Annotated in this window: 20 protein-coding genes; 2 read left to right on the top strand and 18 right to left on the bottom strand. The window is 32.3% G+C overall.

What is annotated here, in order from left to right; translation table 11 throughout:
- The first annotated feature begins 143 nt into the window (after positions 1-143).
- Complete coding sequence (locus tag Q0975_RS10825; protein WP_299436367.1) at positions 144-1,349, top strand: multidrug effflux MFS transporter; 1,206 nt, start codon at positions 144-146, stop codon at positions 1,347-1,349.
- A gap of 3 nt (positions 1,350-1,352) precedes the next feature.
- Here Q0975_RS10825 and Q0975_RS10820 read toward each other — a convergent pair whose 3' ends face one another.
- On the bottom strand, positions 1,353-1,535 hold the full coding sequence (locus Q0975_RS10820; RefSeq protein ID WP_299436364.1) for a hypothetical protein: 183 nt from the start codon (positions 1,533-1,535) through the stop codon (positions 1,353-1,355).
- A gap of 198 nt (positions 1,536-1,733) precedes the next feature.
- On the opposite strand from Q0975_RS10820, the gene Q0975_RS10815 reads away from it, so the two are divergent.
- On the top strand, positions 1,734-2,339 hold the full coding sequence (locus Q0975_RS10815; protein ID WP_299436361.1) for a YceI family protein: 606 nt from the start codon (positions 1,734-1,736) through the stop codon (positions 2,337-2,339).
- Positions 2,340-2,391: 52 nt separating this feature from the next.
- Here the strand turns inward: Q0975_RS10815 and Q0975_RS10810 are convergent, their stop codons facing one another.
- From Q0975_RS10810 to Q0975_RS10730, 17 genes are all read right to left on the bottom strand, one after another.
- The gene (locus Q0975_RS10810) at positions 2,392-2,535 is read right to left on the bottom strand and encodes a hypothetical protein (protein WP_299436358.1); all 144 of its coding nucleotides are present in this window, start codon (positions 2,533-2,535) and stop codon (positions 2,392-2,394) included.
- A gap of 169 nt (positions 2,536-2,704) precedes the next feature.
- Positions 2,705-5,551 carry a pitrilysin family protein gene (locus Q0975_RS10805; RefSeq protein ID WP_299436355.1) on the bottom strand — a complete coding sequence of 949 codons (2,847 nt, stop codon included), beginning with the start codon at positions 5,549-5,551 and terminating at the stop codon, positions 2,705-2,707.
- 75 nt (positions 5,552-5,626) lie between these two features.
- Complete coding sequence (locus Q0975_RS10800) at positions 5,627-6,169, bottom strand: 4'-phosphopantetheinyl transferase superfamily protein (protein WP_299436352.1); 543 nt, start codon at positions 6,167-6,169, stop codon at positions 5,627-5,629.
- The gene (locus tag Q0975_RS10795) at positions 6,166-6,420 is read right to left on the bottom strand and encodes a phosphopantetheine-binding protein (protein ID WP_299436350.1); all 255 of its coding nucleotides are present in this window, start codon (positions 6,418-6,420) and stop codon (positions 6,166-6,168) included. The genes Q0975_RS10800 and Q0975_RS10795 overlap by 4 nt, the downstream gene beginning before the upstream one ends.
- A gap of 10 nt (positions 6,421-6,430) precedes the next feature.
- Positions 6,431-7,708, bottom strand: coding sequence for a beta-ketoacyl-[acyl-carrier-protein] synthase family protein (locus tag Q0975_RS10790; protein WP_299436347.1), 1,278 nt, complete (start codon positions 7,706-7,708; stop codon positions 6,431-6,433).
- Complete coding sequence (locus tag Q0975_RS10785; protein ID WP_299436344.1) at positions 7,701-8,579, bottom strand: alpha/beta hydrolase; 879 nt, start codon at positions 8,577-8,579, stop codon at positions 7,701-7,703. The genes Q0975_RS10790 and Q0975_RS10785 overlap by 8 nt, the downstream gene beginning before the upstream one ends.
- 34 nt (positions 8,580-8,613) lie before the next feature.
- Positions 8,614-9,045, bottom strand: coding sequence for a 3-hydroxyacyl-ACP dehydratase FabZ family protein (locus Q0975_RS10780; protein WP_299436342.1), 432 nt, complete (start codon positions 9,043-9,045; stop codon positions 8,614-8,616).
- Positions 9,046-9,060: 15 nt separating this feature from the next.
- Complete coding sequence (locus Q0975_RS10775; RefSeq protein WP_299436338.1) at positions 9,061-9,543, bottom strand: hypothetical protein; 483 nt, start codon at positions 9,541-9,543, stop codon at positions 9,061-9,063.
- 2 nt (positions 9,544-9,545) lie between these two features.
- Positions 9,546-10,655, bottom strand: a complete 1,110-nt coding sequence (locus tag Q0975_RS10770) for an aspartyl protease family protein (protein WP_299436335.1) — start codon at positions 10,653-10,655, stop codon at positions 9,546-9,548.
- 17 nt (positions 10,656-10,672) lie between these two features.
- Positions 10,673-11,725, bottom strand: coding sequence for a type III polyketide synthase (locus Q0975_RS10765; RefSeq protein ID WP_299436332.1), 1,053 nt, complete (start codon positions 11,723-11,725; stop codon positions 10,673-10,675).
- Between the two features lie 18 nt (positions 11,726-11,743).
- Complete coding sequence (locus Q0975_RS10760; protein ID WP_299436330.1) at positions 11,744-12,454, bottom strand: methyltransferase domain-containing protein; 711 nt, start codon at positions 12,452-12,454, stop codon at positions 11,744-11,746.
- On the bottom strand, positions 12,448-13,590 hold the full coding sequence (locus tag Q0975_RS10755; protein ID WP_299436327.1) for an NAD(P)/FAD-dependent oxidoreductase: 1,143 nt from the start codon (positions 13,588-13,590) through the stop codon (positions 12,448-12,450). Before Q0975_RS10755 ends, Q0975_RS10760 begins: the two co-directional genes overlap by 7 nt.
- A gap of 64 nt (positions 13,591-13,654) precedes the next feature.
- Entirely contained in the window at positions 13,655-14,350 is a 696-nt protein-coding gene (locus tag Q0975_RS10750; RefSeq protein ID WP_299436325.1) for an OmpA family protein, read from the bottom strand.
- 42 nt (positions 14,351-14,392) lie between these two features.
- A complete protein-coding gene (locus Q0975_RS10745; protein WP_299436323.1) occupies positions 14,393-14,875 on the bottom strand; it encodes a lipocalin family protein in 483 nt (160 codons plus the stop codon).
- Between the two features lie 187 nt (positions 14,876-15,062).
- On the bottom strand, positions 15,063-15,758 hold the full coding sequence (locus Q0975_RS10740) for an OmpA family protein (protein WP_299436320.1): 696 nt from the start codon (positions 15,756-15,758) through the stop codon (positions 15,063-15,065).
- Between the two features lie 16 nt (positions 15,759-15,774).
- The gene (locus tag Q0975_RS10735) at positions 15,775-16,254 is read right to left on the bottom strand and encodes a lipocalin family protein (RefSeq protein WP_299436317.1); all 480 of its coding nucleotides are present in this window, start codon (positions 16,252-16,254) and stop codon (positions 15,775-15,777) included.
- A 300-nt stretch (positions 16,255-16,554) separates the two neighbouring features.
- Positions 16,555-17,877, bottom strand: a complete 1,323-nt coding sequence (locus tag Q0975_RS10730; RefSeq protein ID WP_299436314.1) for an MFS transporter — start codon at positions 17,875-17,877, stop codon at positions 16,555-16,557.
- Between the last annotated feature and the right edge of the window lie 46 nt (positions 17,878-17,923).

Genomic DNA, 17,923 nt, shown 5'->3' with positions numbered 1-17,923 from the left:
TTTTGCATATTTTGAAATTGATAATGCAAAACGATCAATAAATTAAATCCAGTTTTAATACTAAAAATACGTTGCTACTAAATAAAGGTTAAATAGCAATGATGAATATTACAATGTATTACTAAATGAGCTACTTTTGCCGGATGCTCAAAAAGAAATATGCACAGTTAGAATTCATTGTCCTGATGGCTTCATTAATGTCTATTGTAGCGTTGGCGATTGATGCGCTATTACCCGCATTAGATATCATTGGAATTAATATTGGTACAACCGAATTAGCAGATAATCAATTACTGATTACTATGATCTTTTTAGGTCTAGGTATCGGTCCGCTAATTTTTGGACCTATTTCGGATAGTGTTGGTAGAAAACCTGTTGTATATATAGGTTTCGCTCTTTTCATTTTAGCTAGTTTTATGTGCATTAATGCCACAAACCTAACAGTTATGATAGCAGGTAGGATTCTTCAAGGAATAGGCCTTTCTGCTCCCAGAACTATTGCAATTGCTATGATTCGTGATAGTTACAGTGGCGATTATATGGCTCGTATTATGTCATTTATTACTGTAGTTTTTATCCTGGTTCCTATTATTGCTCCAGCTTTAGGAAAAACGGTATTAGATCATTATAATTGGCAAGCAATATTTTATATTCAATTAATATTTAGTGGATTAGTTTCTCTCTGGTTTTGGAAAAGACAAGCTGAAACCTTAGAAGTTTCTAAACGAATTCCATTTTCTCCACGTATTTTTATTAATGGAATAAAAGAATTATCTAACTATAAAGCAACCATTGGATATACCCTTATTTCTGGATTCATTGTAGGTTCTTTTTTGGTGTACCTTAGTAGCTCTCAGCAAATTTTCGAACAGCAATATCAACTAAAAGATGAGTTCCCGTATATCTTTGCGTTATTAGCTATTTCTATTGGTACTGCAACTTTTTTGAATGGCACATTGGTTCTAAAATACGGAATGGAAAAACTAGTTTCTATTTCGTTATACGCTTTCTTTGGTATTTCCTTATTATATATTGTCTTATTTTATGGAGTTACAAATCCTAATGTAACCGTCTTATTAATTTTCTTCGGATTACAATTCTTTTCGATTGGATTTTTATTTGGAAACTTAAGGGCATTAGCCATGGAACCTGTTGGTCATATTGCAGGAATTGCGGCTGCGATAACGGGATTTATAAGCACACTAATGGCTGTTCCTATTAGTACTTATATAGGAAGATTTGTTGAAAACACAGCACTCCCCTTATTTTTAGGGTTCTCGATTTGTGCTGCAATATCCATTGGGATTCTACTATATCTAAAAGCTTCCATGAGAAAGATAAAACAATAACTATTAGTTAGTAGAACCTTTATCGTCTGTATTCTTTTTTTCGGGAACGGACAATTCACCATCACCAGCGATAGCAAATTTATCTCTCTTGGATCCATATCCGAAATTAGAAGATCGACGATACTTGTTTTGGAAATCTGCAAACTTTCTTTTTGACCAGGATTTCTCTTTTTTTTGACTTTCCATATGTAAATGTTTATGGTTTAGTTACCTGACTGGTATTCAATTTCCTTTCTAAGTTATATTTTTTTTCAGAGTTAAATAGAAACGTTAACATCAAATTATAATTATTCACCTCATTTTAAATGTTTTAGAACCTTTGATCTGTTAAAGCTTTTGGAATAATTATTGTTTATTTATATATTATAAAAAATAACTTGCAATATGAAAACCTACATTAATTTCGTCCTTTTCTTAGTCTTTTTGATCACTTTCGGATATGGTCAATTTCCAGCTTCTTCTAATGATATTACTAATGTTTCTGATGGTTATGTTGGACATGAAGATGCGCTTATTAATGATGTTATCAAATTAGAGTTCGATAAAAAAAACGCAAAAATTTCTTTTGATTTTGTTTCCGAAGAGACTGGCGGTACTATTAGTGGTCTTGATTTCAAAATATCTTTTAATCCTGAAGATTCTGACAATGCTAGTTTTAAAGGTACAGCTCTTGTAAATACTCTAGATACTGACAATTTTTTAAGAGATGGACATCTGATGTGGGAAAAGTTTTTTTACAAAAAGAAATACCCTAAAATAGCCTTTGAAAGTAAAGAGGTAGTTCATTTTGGTGATAATAACTACAAAGTAATCGGTAACCTTACTATCAAAGGTATTACGAAAGAAGTTATTATTAATTTCACCCTTGATATTACAAAAAACCTTTTAGGTAAAACTACTATATATACTAGCGATTATGGTGTAAATATTCATGATGAAAGGGAGAAAAACAAATTGAATATTGTTTTTGATTTCCCAATCCTTAAATAAATATACTATTAAACATATTTAATGCTCTCATCAAATATATCATAATGATACCTTATATATTTATATTATAAGCTTTTGCAAGCTTTTTTGAGGTTTTCAAAAGTCCATTATTGACAATATTCATCTCTTTTAAACGTGTAATTTCAATCTTATTATCACGTTTATCTTCCCCTTTAGTTATTAATTCTGTAATCATTTTGAATTGTTTTTGTGTATTCATTTTCCCTTTAGTAAAGATACTGATGATTCACAAGGTGTGTAAGGGTATAAATACGGTATTTATGAGGGGCAAAACCCCTATAAAAATAAAATGGTCAGATGTTTTTACATCCGACCATTTTAATAAATACAATATTAGTCTGTTATTAGATTTTATGTCCGTGAATATCTAATTCTGTGACTATTTTATTAAATTTTTTAATTTCTTTTAATTGTGTTGCTTTGTCGCCTACAATTACATATATCATTTTGTTTTCCTGAATATACTTGGCTATGATCGCTTTAAAATCTAGCGCTGTCATAGCAACTAATTCTTTTTGATCATCTTCAATAAACGATGCTGGTTTATTGTATTTACTCATTTCTCTGAGAATGTTAAGCTTATCTCCCAAGCCTTCATAAGCTCTGGTACTTCCTTTCAGAATTTTTGTTTTTGTAATCTCTGCAGAGGCTTCATCAAAACTTTCTCCATAATTAGTAATCATGTCTTCAATGATTTTTAATGATGGTAAGGTAGCATTTGCACGGACACTTGTTCTTACAGTAAAAGGACTTATATTTTTTAGTCCTCTGATACCAGAATATGCTCCATAAGTATATCCTTTTTCAATTCTAAGAGTTTGAAACAATCTACCACTAGATCCTCCTCCTAGAATTTCATTTGCATATTCTAAATTATTAAACTCTTCATTAGTCGATGATAATGCTAAGTTTCCAATAAAAATTACGGATTGTTTTGCATTAGGAACATCTATAAAATATAGTTGATCTACTTGGTTATTTTCAACAGTTTTGAAATCAGGAATTTCCACCTTTTCGGTATTCCAATTTGATGCTAAGGATGATAATGCCGTATTTACTTCTTCTTGATTTATGTTTCCTGCAACATGGAAAACCGCATTTTTAGAAGAAAAATTCTTATAGTGAGCTTTTACATCATCTAATGTAATATTATCAATAGTCTCCAGTGTACCAGAATTCGGCACTCCTAAGATGTGCTGATCTCCATATACAAGTTTATTAAAATTAACCGATGCAATTGCATTAGGATTAGCTTCACGACCTTTCAAACTCGTTTGTAAAGCTTGTTTTAATCGATTGTACTCTTTTTCATCCCATCGTGGTTGTAATATAATTTCTTCTACCAATGCCAGCGTTTCCTTAAAATTCTTAGAGAGACAAGATGCGGTAATTCTAATTTCTTCACTAGAGCTAAACATATTAATAGATGCCCCTAATAGACCGATAGCTTCTTCTAATTCGGCTGGTGTTTTAGTCGCTGTTCCTTCCATCATCAAGCTCGTCATTAAACTTGAAACTCCCGCTTTATCAATAGGATCTAAAAGATGTCCTCCTGCAACAGTAATGTCAAAATTCACTAACGGAAGTTCTGTATTCTCAATTCCGAATATTTTAACACCATTAGCCGCTTGACTTGTCCAGACTTCTGGAGACTTAAACAATGGCAGTTCTCCAAATTTAGGTTCGCTACGATCATGTGCTGAAGGTGTTTTTTCATAAACTGCTTCCTCTCCTTGGCTAACTTCTTCGCTGGCAACATCATTTTTAACCTCTTCAATCCATACAATAGCCTGATTTGAGTCTGTAACAGCAAGATCCAATTGTCCCTTCGGAACAACACTGGTCATTACATAATTTTTATCTTTTATATATGTATTGAATACACGCATAATATCATCCTTAGTAACTGCATTTGTCAATTTTACGGTCTTCGTGATATATCCTGGATCACCATTAAATTCATTGTCTTGTACTAATTGAAATGCTTTACTTAATACTTCACTAAACCCTTGATACAATCCAGTTTCTAATTCCGCTTTGATTTTTTTTAATTCATTATCATCAAATCCATCTCTTTCGAATCTAGCCAACCCTTCATCTATAGCAGCTTTAACACTATCAAGATCTACCCCTGCATTGGCACGTACTCCAAATGTAAATTCTCCAGCTAATTCATTTGATCGTTGAAAGGTAAATGGTCTTGGAGCTAATTTCTTTTCCTCCACAATTACTTTATATAAAGGCGATTTTTTACTTCCGGTCAATAATTGTCCTAAAATCTGTAGTGCATAAACATCTTTATGATATTCCTCTACAGAAGGAAATACCATTCTTAGCTCAGGAAGTTTTGCAAAATTATCTTCAAAATATAACGATTTGCTCTCTGATAAACTTACAGGCATTGGTTTTAACGGAGCAACATCCGGTCCTTTTTCAATCTCTCCAAACCACTTTTTAACCAATTCTTTAGTTTCTTCGATATCAATATCTCCAGCAATAACTAAAGAACCATTACTAGCGCCATAATATTGCTTATAAAATTCTTTAACATCTTCTAGTGTTGCGGATTGTAAATCTGGTAATGATCCTATTACCGTCCAACTATATGGATGACCCTCTGGATATAGATTTTTCCTTACGATTTCATCTGTATATCCATAGGGTGCATTATCTACACGTTGACGTTTTTCATTTTTAACCACCTGTTTTTCTCTTTCTAAAGCTGCCTCAGTAACCGTATTAATCATGTATCCATAACGATCTGAATCTATCCATAAGATTTTCTCAAACGCATCTTTTGGAACTACTTCATAATATACTGTTCCATCGCTCCAGGTTCCTCCATTTCTTTGTCCACCCCATTCCGGAATTAGTTTTCTATTAGCTCCAACAGGTGTATTCTCTGAATCATTAAATGACATATGTTCAAAAAAGTGGGCAAAACCAGTTTTACCAGGTTTTTCTCTATTAGAACCTACATGCATCATCGTAGCTACCGCGACAATTGGATCACTATGATCCTCATGTAGAATAACTTCTAAACCGTTATCCAAGGTGAATTTTTCGTAATCTATTTTAAATTCTATTGTTTCTGAAGCATCCGAAACTTTAGCTTCTTGTTCTGTTTTTGAGCAGGAAAACAGAACCATTGTAATAGCCGTTATTACAATAGTTGATTTAGGAAATGACATAATATGTGCAATTGTTTTGATTAATGAATTATTGAATTTGTTAAAACCAAATGTATAAAAACAAATATTATTTTATTACAAATTAATGGTAAAAGCCGAGAATGAGCCGTGACTAGATAAAGAAAGAGGGATATCCGTAAATTTATTATGTATTTTGACGCCAGGAATACCATTGTCATCTTTTTTTATAGAGACAGCGGATAGATTCACATCTAATATATCAGCAATATAATATTGAAGTGTTTTTTTATACTCTAAAGATTTATCCGTAAAAACTTTCGAAATGAAATTCGTGTCATCAGTATACGCAATGGTATAAACGTACTTTTTTGTTTGTTTTGAAACAGTTTGATACCAATACGTATCAATACCTACCAATGTATCTGCGCAGATAAAATCCCGAGGGTTGTATTTGGGAGATAATGAAAAACGTCTCTGATGTGCTTTGTACACAGCCTCTTTCATACTCCATAACTTCCATACCATTTGATTAGGATTTTCTGCCTTCCAAATTCTATTTTGTTCTGATTCAGTAAAGATTTTTTGTAACCAACCTTTTCTCTGCCAATTACTTTGTACGGCAGCGAGTTCGAGATCTACAATATCATTACCTATCATTTGGCTACTAGTTTATCCTGAATCACCTGTATAGATGCTTTTACTGTGAGCATTTTATCCATACCATCATTATCTATTTCGATACCAAATTCGTCTTCTACATCCAAAATTACATCTACCAGATTAGCAGAATTGATCTCCAAATCGTCAATAAAGTTAGTATCTTCAGAAAGATGCTGAAATTCTTCTTGATTTTGAACATAAGGTTCTATAATAGTTTTTAATTTAGATAGTAATTCTTCTTTTGTCATGAACTTATGATTATGAATATTTTTTAAAGATAATACAAGCATTTACATCTCCAAATCCAAAACTAGCTTTTACCGCAATATTAACGTGTTTGGATAAGGTTTTAGTGGGAATTCTTTCCCTTGCTACGATAGCCTCAATTTCTGGGTGTAAATCTTCGCAATTGATATTCCCAAAAACGAAATCCTCTTTTAGCTGAAGTACTGTAGCTACACTTTCTATACTTCCTGATGCTGCTAAACAATGACCCACCATACTTTTTAATGAATTTATATACGGAAAATCTTTTCCTTTCCTACCTAATGCTTCGCTCCAATTCTGAATCTCTATAGTATCTTTTGTGGTGGCTGTTAAGTGGCCATTAATTACATCGACATCATTGACATGAATTCCAGAATTAATAACTGCTTGTTTGATGCATTCTTTTACCGCCAAACTATTAGGTGCAGTCATACTGCCGCCACTTCGCTGACCACCACTATTTACATGACCACCTAATATTTCCGCATAGATCTTAGCTCCTCTTTTTTGAGCATTTTCTAAACTTTCTACAACAAGTGCTCCTGCTCCACTTCCTGGCACAAAACCACTAGCAGTTGCACTCATAGGTCTAGAAGCCGCAGTAGGATTTTCATTATACTTATAAGGCAGTATTCGCATAGCATCAAAACCTCCCCAAACGTAAGGTCCACTATCACTAGTGCTCCCCGCTAGTATTATTTCTGCTTTTCCAGACATAATACGATCATATGCCATTAAGATTGCCTCTGTTCCTGTACTACAAGCAGAGGAATTGGTCGTGGTTACATTTCCACATCCAATCATACCTCCTAAAAATGCACTAATACCACTTGCCATGGTTTGTATAACAGATGTGCTTCCTAATCTTCTTACATTACCCTCATCTACTTTATAAATTGCTTCTCTAAATTTATCAACTCCTAACACACCTGTTCCGAATATAATTCCTGCATCCCAAAGTGGATCTTCTGTTTTATCTGTGATTGCTAATCCAGCATCTTTCCAAGCATCCAATCCAGCAATTACCCCATATTCTAAACCAGAAGCATTCAAACCTTTTAACTGAACACTATTAAAGTAATCATTTAAGTAATCTTTCCTATATATTGGTTTTCCAGCAATTTGACATGAAAATTTTAATTGATTCAATTCATCAATAAATTGTATACCTGAGGTACCACTTCTGATCGCATTCTTAAAATCTGAAACGTTCGTTCCATTTGGAGCTACCACTCCTAAACCTGTAATCACTATCCGTTTATTATCCATACGATTTAGAAGAATTAATGATAGTAACTATTTTTTTAAACGCCATCTTAGCTTCAGACATAAAAGGTAACAACGGCCAAACATGTGGCATATTTTCTCCAACAATTACTTCCAAAACAACATTACTCCTTTTTAATTTCTCAATAAAAATCTCCTGATCTGGAGCTAATATATCGTCTGTTGCTAAAAATAGATATACTGGCGGGAAATTATTAAAATCTCCATACAAAGGAGAAATAATAGGATCTTTTAATGATTTTTCGCCTGCACACATCTTATTTGCAGATAAAACACCTTTCATGCTTAATATTAGATCTTTATGATCTATTTCTTTTATTTTAGGATTTGTTAAACTAGCATCCATTACAGGTGTTATCGGTATTATCTTATTCGGAAGTTCTAGTTTTTCTTTTATTAATCGTTGTACTAAGGTTATTATTAAATTACCACCCGCAGAATCTCCTACTAAAACAATATTGGATGCTTTGTGACTTTTTAAAGCTTCTTGATATACTTCATAAACACTACTAGTGATTACCTCTATATTGTTTTCTGGTGCTTTGGGGTAATCGACTAACCATGCTATGCTATTAGTTTTAGAAACTATTTTAGATATAAAACCCCAATGTTCTTTAGTCGGACCATATACAAAAGCACCTCCATGAAAATAGAGTATCAAAAGATCTTTGTCCTGCATTTTGGGTTCAATAACCTGTACAATACTCTTCGCTATTTTTAAAGTTGTCGTTTCTTTTCCTCCTACCAATTGTTTATTAGAAACATGAATATCATCTCTTCTCTTTTTTTTATAATTGATAGGATCTTCTGACCAAGACCTTTTTACGCCCTTTAACTTCAGTACTAATTTCACTATTGAATACCCAAAACTCATACACCAACCCTTATTAAACTATCATTCCGGCTATTTCGCCTTTTGCTATTAATTTCTGTTCTTCATTATACATTTCTACCTTACACTTTAGTTTATTAAACCTAAAATATTGTTTTTCCGATTTTACTAATACCTTTTCTCCTGGTAGCACAGATTTATAAAAATCGATTGCAGTACTGCTCATTGCTACTTGAATCTCTTCTTCATTTAATTGATCCTTACGTATAAACATTCCTAAGCACACTAAACCGATTTGAGCCATAATTTCTGTTAGAATAACTCCTGGAGTAATAGGCTGATCTTTAAAATGTCCTTCATAAAAATACTCGTCTGGTTTTAACGTGTAATAACCTTTAACACCATCATTATCTATTTCCAAAATTTCATCTACAAACAAAAAAGGAGCTTGATAAGGTAATTTTTCAATGATTTGTTCTTTTGTCAAAATTTTTACTATTTTTTAAAAGGCACACCCGTCTGGTAATGGCTGAGTTGTTTCTAATTCACTTGCAAAACTAGTTTCTAGAGTTTCTTGCACAAAACCATTTAATACATTTCCTTTAAACACAATATCGCCATATCCTTTAGTATTCATATGTGCTCTTATATACACTATTTGATCTTTAGCAATATCTACTGGACCTCCAGATCGTGTAAAAGGTTGTTCATTTACATGGCTATGTGTTAATATTCTTCGATATAACAGCAATCCATCTTCAGAAATGATTTCCCACCAATCTGCGTATTGATTACATCCCAAATCTGGGCTTTCTATTTCTACATTAAACGTATAACTACGCTCATCTCCTGTAACAGAAACATTTGTGACAGCTGCCGTAACTTCTGGTGATGAAATATCAGTCTCTACACCAGAATCATCATTTTTGGTACAGGCTGTTAATTGCGTAACAATAAAAAACAGATACATCCATGTATTTTTCATATCTACAATACTTTTTTCTTTTTAAGAATTATTTTGACGCCATCCTTTAGGGTAATTGTTAAATCTATTGCCTTAGCAGATACCTCTTTCTGAAATTTTTGTAAACTACAGAAATCATCAAATGTTTTCCCATTAATCATTTGCACATCATCTCCTTGCCTTAATCCTTGCTCCCAGGCTTCGCTATCTACAATTACTTTTACAACCGTTATTCTATTGTTATCATATACAAAAGCACAACCGTAATCCTTACGGGATTCTTTAATCTCTTTATGATCTGTATACAACATATCTCCTTCCAGGCTTAAGAACAAAGTGTTATCCTTCCATAATGTATTACCAATCTTACTGCTCTTTTTACTAAATTCAAAGATGCCATCTACATCTATATCCTCTGCAGTAACTGATGGAAATCTCATAATAGTGGATTTTGACTTATTTAGAGTGCCTCTAAAATCAAAAAAACCAGTATACACTACTCTTTTGGTATGGTTTATATTTTGTATTCGACTATAATCCTTAATGTATATATCAGAAAAAGTAGCACCTGTATCTAATAAAAAGCGTAGTCGCTCATTACCAAAATTCAGAAAAGCATATGGCCTCCTATTATCATAATCGAAATCAATCTTATGCATATTTTTAAGACTATCAGGAAAGAAGTCTTTAGCACGCATAATCAAATATTTTTGATCATAGTTGATTACCCAATTAAACTGCGCTATAATATCTACTCCTAGAACTCCATCGATATTATAGCAAGAAAATATATTGCTATCATTGGTCGCTAGAATTCTATGTTTTGTGATTTTTGCAGAGGCCAAATTTACAGAATCACTCTTATAGTATCGTAATCTACTTTTCTTTCTGCTTGATGAAGTTATTTTTAATGTTTTTGACGTCTTAACGAGTTCACTCTTTACCCAAGAAAAACCAACTGAAACCGAAGCTCCTGTATCAAAAACAAAATTTTTCTCTACACCATTAAACTGAATTGGAATAATAATTAATCCCAGATCATTTCTAAAAGGGATTGTATCATTAAATTGTTTTTGAGCAACTACTAATGTGCTACACACTAACAATAAAAGTAAAATAGCTTTTGTTTTCATACTATTCGATATCATATTTACCACTCTAACAATATTCTTTGGGCAGAGAATCCAGGGCCAAAACTAAGCATAAGGCCTGTTTCTCCTTTGGCAGGTTTTTTATTCATAAAACGTTCCAAAACGTAAAGAACAGTGGCGCTACTCATATTACCATATTCACTCAATACCGACTTAGTATCATCAATATTCTTCCCAAGTTCTCCAAAAAGACCTTCTACAGTTTGCACTATCTTTTTACCTCCTGGATGAAAGATTAAATGGTCAATTTCTTCTATAGATTTATTATGTTTTTTTAGAAAAGGATGTATAATATCCGGAAAATGCTTTGCTATTTTCTCAGGAACCTCTTTATCCAGCACCATCTGTAATCCACCATTTGTCAATTTGAAACCCATCATTGTCGTAGCATCATAAAAATGATACATCTCATCTGCGATAATCTTTGGACCAATAGCCTCTTCTTCGGATGATAGCAAAACACAGGCTGCTCCATCCCCGAAGATAGCGGCACTAACGATATTTACCATACTAAAATCCGTATGCTGAAATGTAGCTGTTGGTGATTCTACCGCTATAACAGCAGCTCTTTTACCTGGATTGGCCTGCAGAAAATTCCTAGCATAAATTATCCCGGAAACTCCCGCTGCACATCCCATTTCTGTAACAGGAAGTCTCACGATATCTTGCCTAAGACCTAATGTGTTAATAATATATGCATCTAACGAAGGAATCATGATTCCTGTACAACTAACTGTAATGATATAATCCAAAGATTTTGGATCCCATCCTGCTTTATTTAAGGCTGTTTTTACGACCGATTCTCCTAGCTTTTTTACTTCTCGAATATAGATGTCATTTTTTTCTTCAAAAGAAGTTGCCGTAAAAACTTCTTCAATACTCATAATACCGTATCGTTTGTCTACAGCAGCATTTTCAAAGATTTTCAAAACCTTTCGCCTAAAACGATCTTCCTGACCTGTAAGCCATTGTGATACGAAAGGAATTATCTCTTTTGTCTCTCTAACATATTGTGGCAGCTGTTTAGCAACCGTTGTTATTTTTACACTCAATTTATTTCCCTTTAATTTTTAATTACTAATTATCCAGCGATATCTGAACGCCCATTTCCAATGTAATTGATAGCTAGTCAATTGTAATTCTTTTGCAAAATATATTAATTCTTTTCTTTTAAAACCCCTTTTTATAGACACTAATCCATCATTTTTCGCAATATATCCTTTGATAAAAAAATAGCTAAACACTTTAAATAAATAGTATGACAATCTGTTTCTATGGATATCATTAATAATGACTATTTCTGAAACTAATTCCATACTTTTCTTAAGTACTTTTTTTATCTCTTCATCCTTAAAATGATGCAATGTTAATGTGCAAATGACAATGTCACAATAAAAATTCTCCTTAGTTAAGTTCATTATGTTTTTATTATAAAACTCTATGTTCTTATATGGAGTACTTAGATTTCTAGCTTGCGATAAACATTTATCATTATTATCGATTCCTATTAACCTTACTTTTATGCCTTTCTTTTCGAAAACATTAGCTAATTGTCTTAACATCTCCCCATCACCGCACCCCAAATCCATAACAACCCATTCCTTTGAGCCATCCTTTTTTCTTATTCGATCTAAGACTGCATTTATTGTGATGTGATTACCTCCTAATAATCGATTAACTCTCGAAATATCTGAAAGCGCCGTATTCAAATCCGTTTCATTAACTTCTGGATCATCCATCAACTCTTCTTCATCGCTTCTATGTGTAAGATCCACTAGCATACTAAAGGCTTTCCGTGTGTTTGTTTTATAATTTGAGGAACAATCGATGGTATCCTATTCGCTACACTTTGAGCAACTTGCTGAAATTGACTATTTAATAACACTTTTTGCAATATTCTACCAGCGAATAATCTCTTAGAAAAAGTGGCATTCCATTGTTTTACATATAGATTCTCCATCTCTTCAGAAGAATATGTTTTTAAGATATAATTCTTAATCAATAATTCGCATAATATCTGTGAACTTTGAATAGCCATTGCCATTCCGTTGCCACAAAGAGGATGTATTAATCCTGCAGCATCACCTATCATAAAAACATGATTTTCGACAGGGTTTTTCTTATCGAAATTAATCTGACTAATCGTTATAGGTTTTTCAAATACTGGTTCTGAGTTTTCGAAAAAATCTTTTAGATATGGGTTTTGACAAAGCACTTTGTTTTCAAAACTCTTAATATTTTTATGTTTTTTAAAACTATTATAATTAACCAAGTAACAAGCGTTTACAGTATTATTTTCCACAAGAGACAATCCACAATAACCACCTTCAAAGTTATGCAACGCCACTATTTTAGAATCAAAACTCGCCTTGTAATGAGCTTTTACAGCTAACCAAGGAGATTTTTTTTCACTAAAATCTCTTTTTAAATTCTTGTCTAATCCAGAACGCTTACCATAAGCTCCTATAGCATAATCACTTGTTATTATGCCATTGTTTGCCGTTTTTACTTGAAATTTGTTATTATCACGGCTGATATCCAGAACCTGATCATTCATTGTCTGCACTCCTAAGCCTTTAGCCATGTTCCATAGATAATGATCCAGCGTATATCTACTTATGCCAAAACCACCTAAAGGAAGTTTACTTTTGATTACTTTGCCTTTTAAAGTACTAATATTCAATTCCGAGATTTTCACAGGATTCAACTCCGGCATATTTATTCCTAAAAACTCTAAATACGGTAATACTTCATTAGAAATATATTCTCCACAAACTTTATGTTTTGGATACACATCTTTTTCTATAAGTATAACAGGTATTTTTGACTTTGCCAGATGAATGGCACTTATTAAACCAGCCAAACCGCCTCCTATAATTAGTATGTGTGTATGACCATCCATCGATTGAAGATACATAAATTTTGAGCATAAAAAAATCCCGATTATTAAGTCGGGATTTATCATTCTCAATTACAGTATTTTACTCTTTTATTTGAGCAACTGCTTGTCGCCTTAACTCTTCATTTGGTGAAATAGTTACCTCTACTCTTCTGTTTTTCGATTTTCCTTCTGTAGTTTCATTATCATATTTGGGCTGTGACTCGCCATAATATTTAACCGTAAATCTTTGTTCATCAACACCTTCAGCGATCAAATAATCTCTAACCGATTGTGCTCTATATTTTGATAACAGAAAATTAGATTCTTCTTTTCCCACACTATCGGTATGACCTTCTATTAAGATATTCGAATTAGGATATTCTTCTAATATTTTCGCTAATTTTTTAATTGTTTCTTTAGATGACTCATTTAAATCATGTTTATTGGTATTAAAATAGACACCACTTTCTTCATCAAAAACAATATTAATGTCTTCTTCGACTCTTTGTACCGCAACACTCGGCATTTCTTCTTCTATTTTTTTGGCTTGTTGATCCATTTGATTACCAATAATACTCCCTACTGTAGCTCCAACAATTCCACCTATAACCGCTCCAAGTTCGGTATCTCCATCTCCTACATTATTTCCTATAACTCCGCCTATAATTGCTCCTCCTGCTGCTCCAATAAACCCACCTAATTCTGCGTTTTTCATGGATTTACAACTTACCATAGTAATCAATAGTATTCCTAAATATACTAGCCTTTTCGTGTTTTTGATTTTGTGTGATTTCATACGTATTATATTATTTGTTGGTTATTATTTTTTGAGTATTATTTATTGTTTATTGAAATTTAGTTTGATTGTAAATTTTTCTCCATCCACAATCATATCATAACTCCATATCATTTTATTTATATCCAGTTCGTACAATTGCATACGATACCCTTTATTATTAATATCACTTTTCATTTGTTGATTTACAGGTTTTAGCATAATACTATGATGAAACCCATACATTTCTGTAGGAATTGACCAAATAAAATTCTGATTACCTGTATTCGGGCAAGAAGAACCCGATAAAGCATAGCTACCAGTATGGTTATTAGAAATAAATTCCCAATTAGTATCTTCCAAACACTTCAGTGGAATATTATCTAGCACAGTAACGTTATAGGTTCCTTTAAGATCTGTGTCGAAATCAACATCTTTTAAGATCCATACTCCATTAATTGAACTTTCTGCAGCTCTGGTTAATTTATTCGACGCACCGCAACTAAATAGAAGAGTACATATACATATTATTAGAATTGTTCTCAAGGTTTAGAGTTAAAGAGGTTATTATGATTTGTATAGTACAAATATCATTATATAACACTCTTTAAACTACATCATAAATGGTGAAAACAAGCACCCTGTTTTCAGGGTAAAGGGTTCGTTTATAACCAAAAAATTCCCAATAGAAATATATTCTATTGGGAATTTCACGTATAATATAAAGTATAACTTAGTCTACTTTTTTCTTAGCATCTTCGATCATTTTATCATTTGCTAATACTCCAAACTCCACTCTCCTATTCTTTGCTCTTCCTTCTGCTGTCGCATTATCATATTTAGGTAAAGTTTCTCCATGAAAATAGGTTGTTAACCTTGTAGCGCTAATACCTTGAGAAATTAGATAACTGGTCACTGAATTAGCTCGTTTTTTGGATAACTCCAAGTTATACCCATCATCACCAGAACTATCGGTATGTCCTTCTACTATAATATTAGTATCTGGATAATCTTTAAAAATCCCAACAAGTTTGTTTAGGTTTTCTCTAGATTTGGTATTAATATTAGACTTATTTGTATCAAAATACACACCACTCCTTTCATCAAAAACAATATCAATTCCTTCTCCTATTCGAGTAACTTCTGCTCCTGGAATCTCTTCTTCTATTTTCTGTGCCTGTTTATCCATTTGTTTACCGATAACACCACCAGCAACACCTCCTACTACACCACCAATTACAGCACCTAATACTGAATTCTCCTTGTTTCCTATGTTATTTCCAAGTACTCCACCAAGAACAGCTCCAGCAGTTGTACCAATTACAGCACCTTTTTGAGTATTATTAGCGTTCTGTACTGCATCACAGCTACTTAGAACAACTACAGCTATAAGTACGAATGCTATTTTATTAAAATTTGATTTAATCATTGTGTAAAGATTTGAGTTATTGTAGTTTATTAAAATTCATTGTAATCACAAACGGTTTGCCTTCTAGACTTACGGTCTGTGTCCAGGTCATTGTAGTATCATCCAAATGTTTTAAAGTCATTCGATACCCTTTATTATTATTGGTACTTCTCTTCTTTTCGTCTATAGGTTTAAAAAGAAAACTATAATCTCCATTCTCTGAAGGTTCTGGGATCGTAAACCTAAAACTACGAGCTCCTGTTGAAGTACATTGATTTTCATTTACTGTATACTTACCCGTATTATTATTAGGAATAAATTTCCAAATACCACCAGTAAGGCATTCTGCAGAAGCATCATTATATAATTTCACTTCAAAAACACCTGAACGATCGTAGGATATTTTATCCAATGACCACTCGCCTTTTAATGTTTTTTTTGCCGCAATGATTGTTTTCTTACTAGCGGAACAAGAAGCAAGTAACGCAATTGTTAATACTAGAATTATTTTTTTCATAATTATAAAATTATTTGTGTAATTAAAATGATTGGTTGATTGGTATACAAATGTGGTGCCATTTGAACATTTATACTAAAATTCCTTTACAATTATGTATGAGAATTAGATAAAACGCAAAGAATTTAGATGAAAATCATTTGAAAGTTTTGATACAGTATCATGGTAAGATTTTGGTTTTAAAAGTTATCAATGTAATGTACATAAGTTCTAAAACGAAATAAACAATATTATCATATATTAACTTGATACTGTTAACAGAATTTAACAGTATTAAACTAATTATAACAAAAAATGAATTTACTCTCTCTCTTTAGGTACTCTAAAAAGTAACAATACACCAATCACGAAAAATATGATAAAGAATAAAATCGAATATCTAACACTTCCTGTTAATTGTGCCACGATACCATAAGAAAACATTCCTATTACAATACCAATCTTTTCAGAAACATCATAAAAACTAAAATAAGATGCAGTGTCTACGGCATTCTCTGGTAACAATTTTGAATATGTTGACCTTGATAATGCTTGTATTCCACCCATTACCAAACCAACAATGGCAGCAGCGAAATAAAATTGAGTAGGAGTCGTAATTGTATATGCATAAATACATATTACAATCCAGATAAAATTAATAACTATTAATGTTTTTATATTACCATATTTACCTGATGCTTTTGAAGTTAGAAATGCTCCTGCAATTGCTACTAATTGAATTAACAGAATACTTATAATAAGACCTGTTGTTGCATCTTGATCTCCCCAATCCAACTCTTCTATACCAAAATATGTTGCGATAAGCATAATAGTTTGAACAGCCATACTATATACAAAAAACGCTAACAAGTATCGTTTTAATCGGATATTGTGTTTAAGCTTATTCCATATTAATTTTAATTCTTTAAATCCGTTAAACAAGACATCTTTGGATAATGTTTCCTTTTTATTTCCTTTAGGCAAATAATAATAGGAGTATTGACTAAAACCTATCCACCAAACTCCAACCATTAAAAATGAAAGCCTAGTTGGCACACCTTCACTCTCAAAACCAAACCATTCATATTTTAATATCATTACCAAGTTAATTATCAATAGTATCACACTACCAATATATCCCAAAGAATATCCTTTAGCACTAATAGCATCTTGCTGTTCGGGAAATGCTATATCTGGCAAATAAGAATTATAAAAAACGATACTACCCCAAAAACCAATAAGTGCAAAAAGGTAACACAACAAACTGAAAAACAAATTTTCTAAAGAAAACCAATACAATCCAATACAAGATAATGCACCTAGGTAACAAAAGAATTTTAAAAAGTTCTTTTTATTACCAACATAATCTGCAATTCCAGAAAGAAAAGGGCTAATAAATGAGACCAATAAAAAAGCTAATGCCGTAACATAACTAATCAAAGAATCATTATTAAAATCATATCCTAAAAAAGAGACTGTATCACTTACAATTTCACCTTGATCATCTCTAATAATTGTCAGTGCTCCCCAAAATATAGGAAACACTGCTGATGAAATAGTTAGATTATATACAGAATTCGCCCAATCATAAAAAGCCCAGGCGTTTAATAATTTTTTATGTCCTTTAGGAAGTACTTCTCGCATATGATAAAAAAAAGCTGTTCCAGGTTATTCTGGAACAGCTTCTAAA

The sequence above is a fragment of the uncultured Aquimarina sp. genome (assembly GCF_947500065.1).
GTDB lineage: Bacteria > Bacteroidota > Bacteroidia > Flavobacteriales > Flavobacteriaceae > Aquimarina.
This window is presented reverse-complemented; position numbering and strand designations above follow the sequence as displayed.

Coding starts and splice junctions, on each gene's coding strand:
- Q0975_RS10770 (WP_299436335.1), bottom strand. CDS start 10,655: ATGAAAACAAAAGCTATTTTACTTTTATTGTTAGTGTGTAGCACATTA.
- Q0975_RS10790 (WP_299436347.1), bottom strand. CDS start 7,708: ATGGATAATAAACGGATAGTGATTACAGGTTTAGGAGTGGTAGCTCCA.
- Q0975_RS10750 (WP_299436325.1), bottom strand. CDS start 14,350: ATGAAATCACACAAAATCAAAAACACGAAAAGGCTAGTATATTTAGGA.
- Q0975_RS10795 (WP_299436350.1), bottom strand. CDS start 6,420: ATGACAAAAGAAGAATTACTATCTAAATTAAAAACTATTATAGAACCT.
- Q0975_RS10820 (WP_299436364.1), bottom strand. CDS start 1,535: ATGGAAAGTCAAAAAAAAGAGAAATCCTGGTCAAAAAGAAAGTTTGCA.
- Q0975_RS10755 (WP_299436327.1), bottom strand. CDS start 13,590: ATGTATCTTCAATCGATGGATGGTCATACACACATACTAATTATAGGA.
- Q0975_RS10815 (WP_299436361.1), top strand. CDS start 1,734: ATGAAAACCTACATTAATTTCGTCCTTTTCTTAGTCTTTTTGATCACT.
- Q0975_RS10760 (WP_299436330.1), bottom strand. CDS start 12,454: ATGCTAGTGGATCTTACACATAGAAGCGATGAAGAAGAGTTGATGGAT.
- Q0975_RS10730 (WP_299436314.1), bottom strand. CDS start 17,877: ATGCGAGAAGTACTTCCTAAAGGACATAAAAAATTATTAAACGCCTGG.
- Q0975_RS10825 (WP_299436367.1), top strand. CDS start 144: ATGCTCAAAAAGAAATATGCACAGTTAGAATTCATTGTCCTGATGGCT.
- Q0975_RS10735 (WP_299436317.1), bottom strand. CDS start 16,254: ATGAAAAAAATAATTCTAGTATTAACAATTGCGTTACTTGCTTCTTGT.
- Q0975_RS10800 (WP_299436352.1), bottom strand. CDS start 6,169: ATGATAGGTAATGATATTGTAGATCTCGAACTCGCTGCCGTACAAAGT.
- Q0975_RS10805 (WP_299436355.1), bottom strand. CDS start 5,551: ATGTCATTTCCTAAATCAACTATTGTAATAACGGCTATTACAATGGTT.
- Q0975_RS10740 (WP_299436320.1), bottom strand. CDS start 15,758: ATGATTAAATCAAATTTTAATAAAATAGCATTCGTACTTATAGCTGTA.
- Q0975_RS10810 (WP_299436358.1), bottom strand. CDS start 2,535: ATGATTACAGAATTAATAACTAAAGGGGAAGATAAACGTGATAATAAG.
- Q0975_RS10775 (WP_299436338.1), bottom strand. CDS start 9,543: ATGAAAAATACATGGATGTATCTGTTTTTTATTGTTACGCAATTAACA.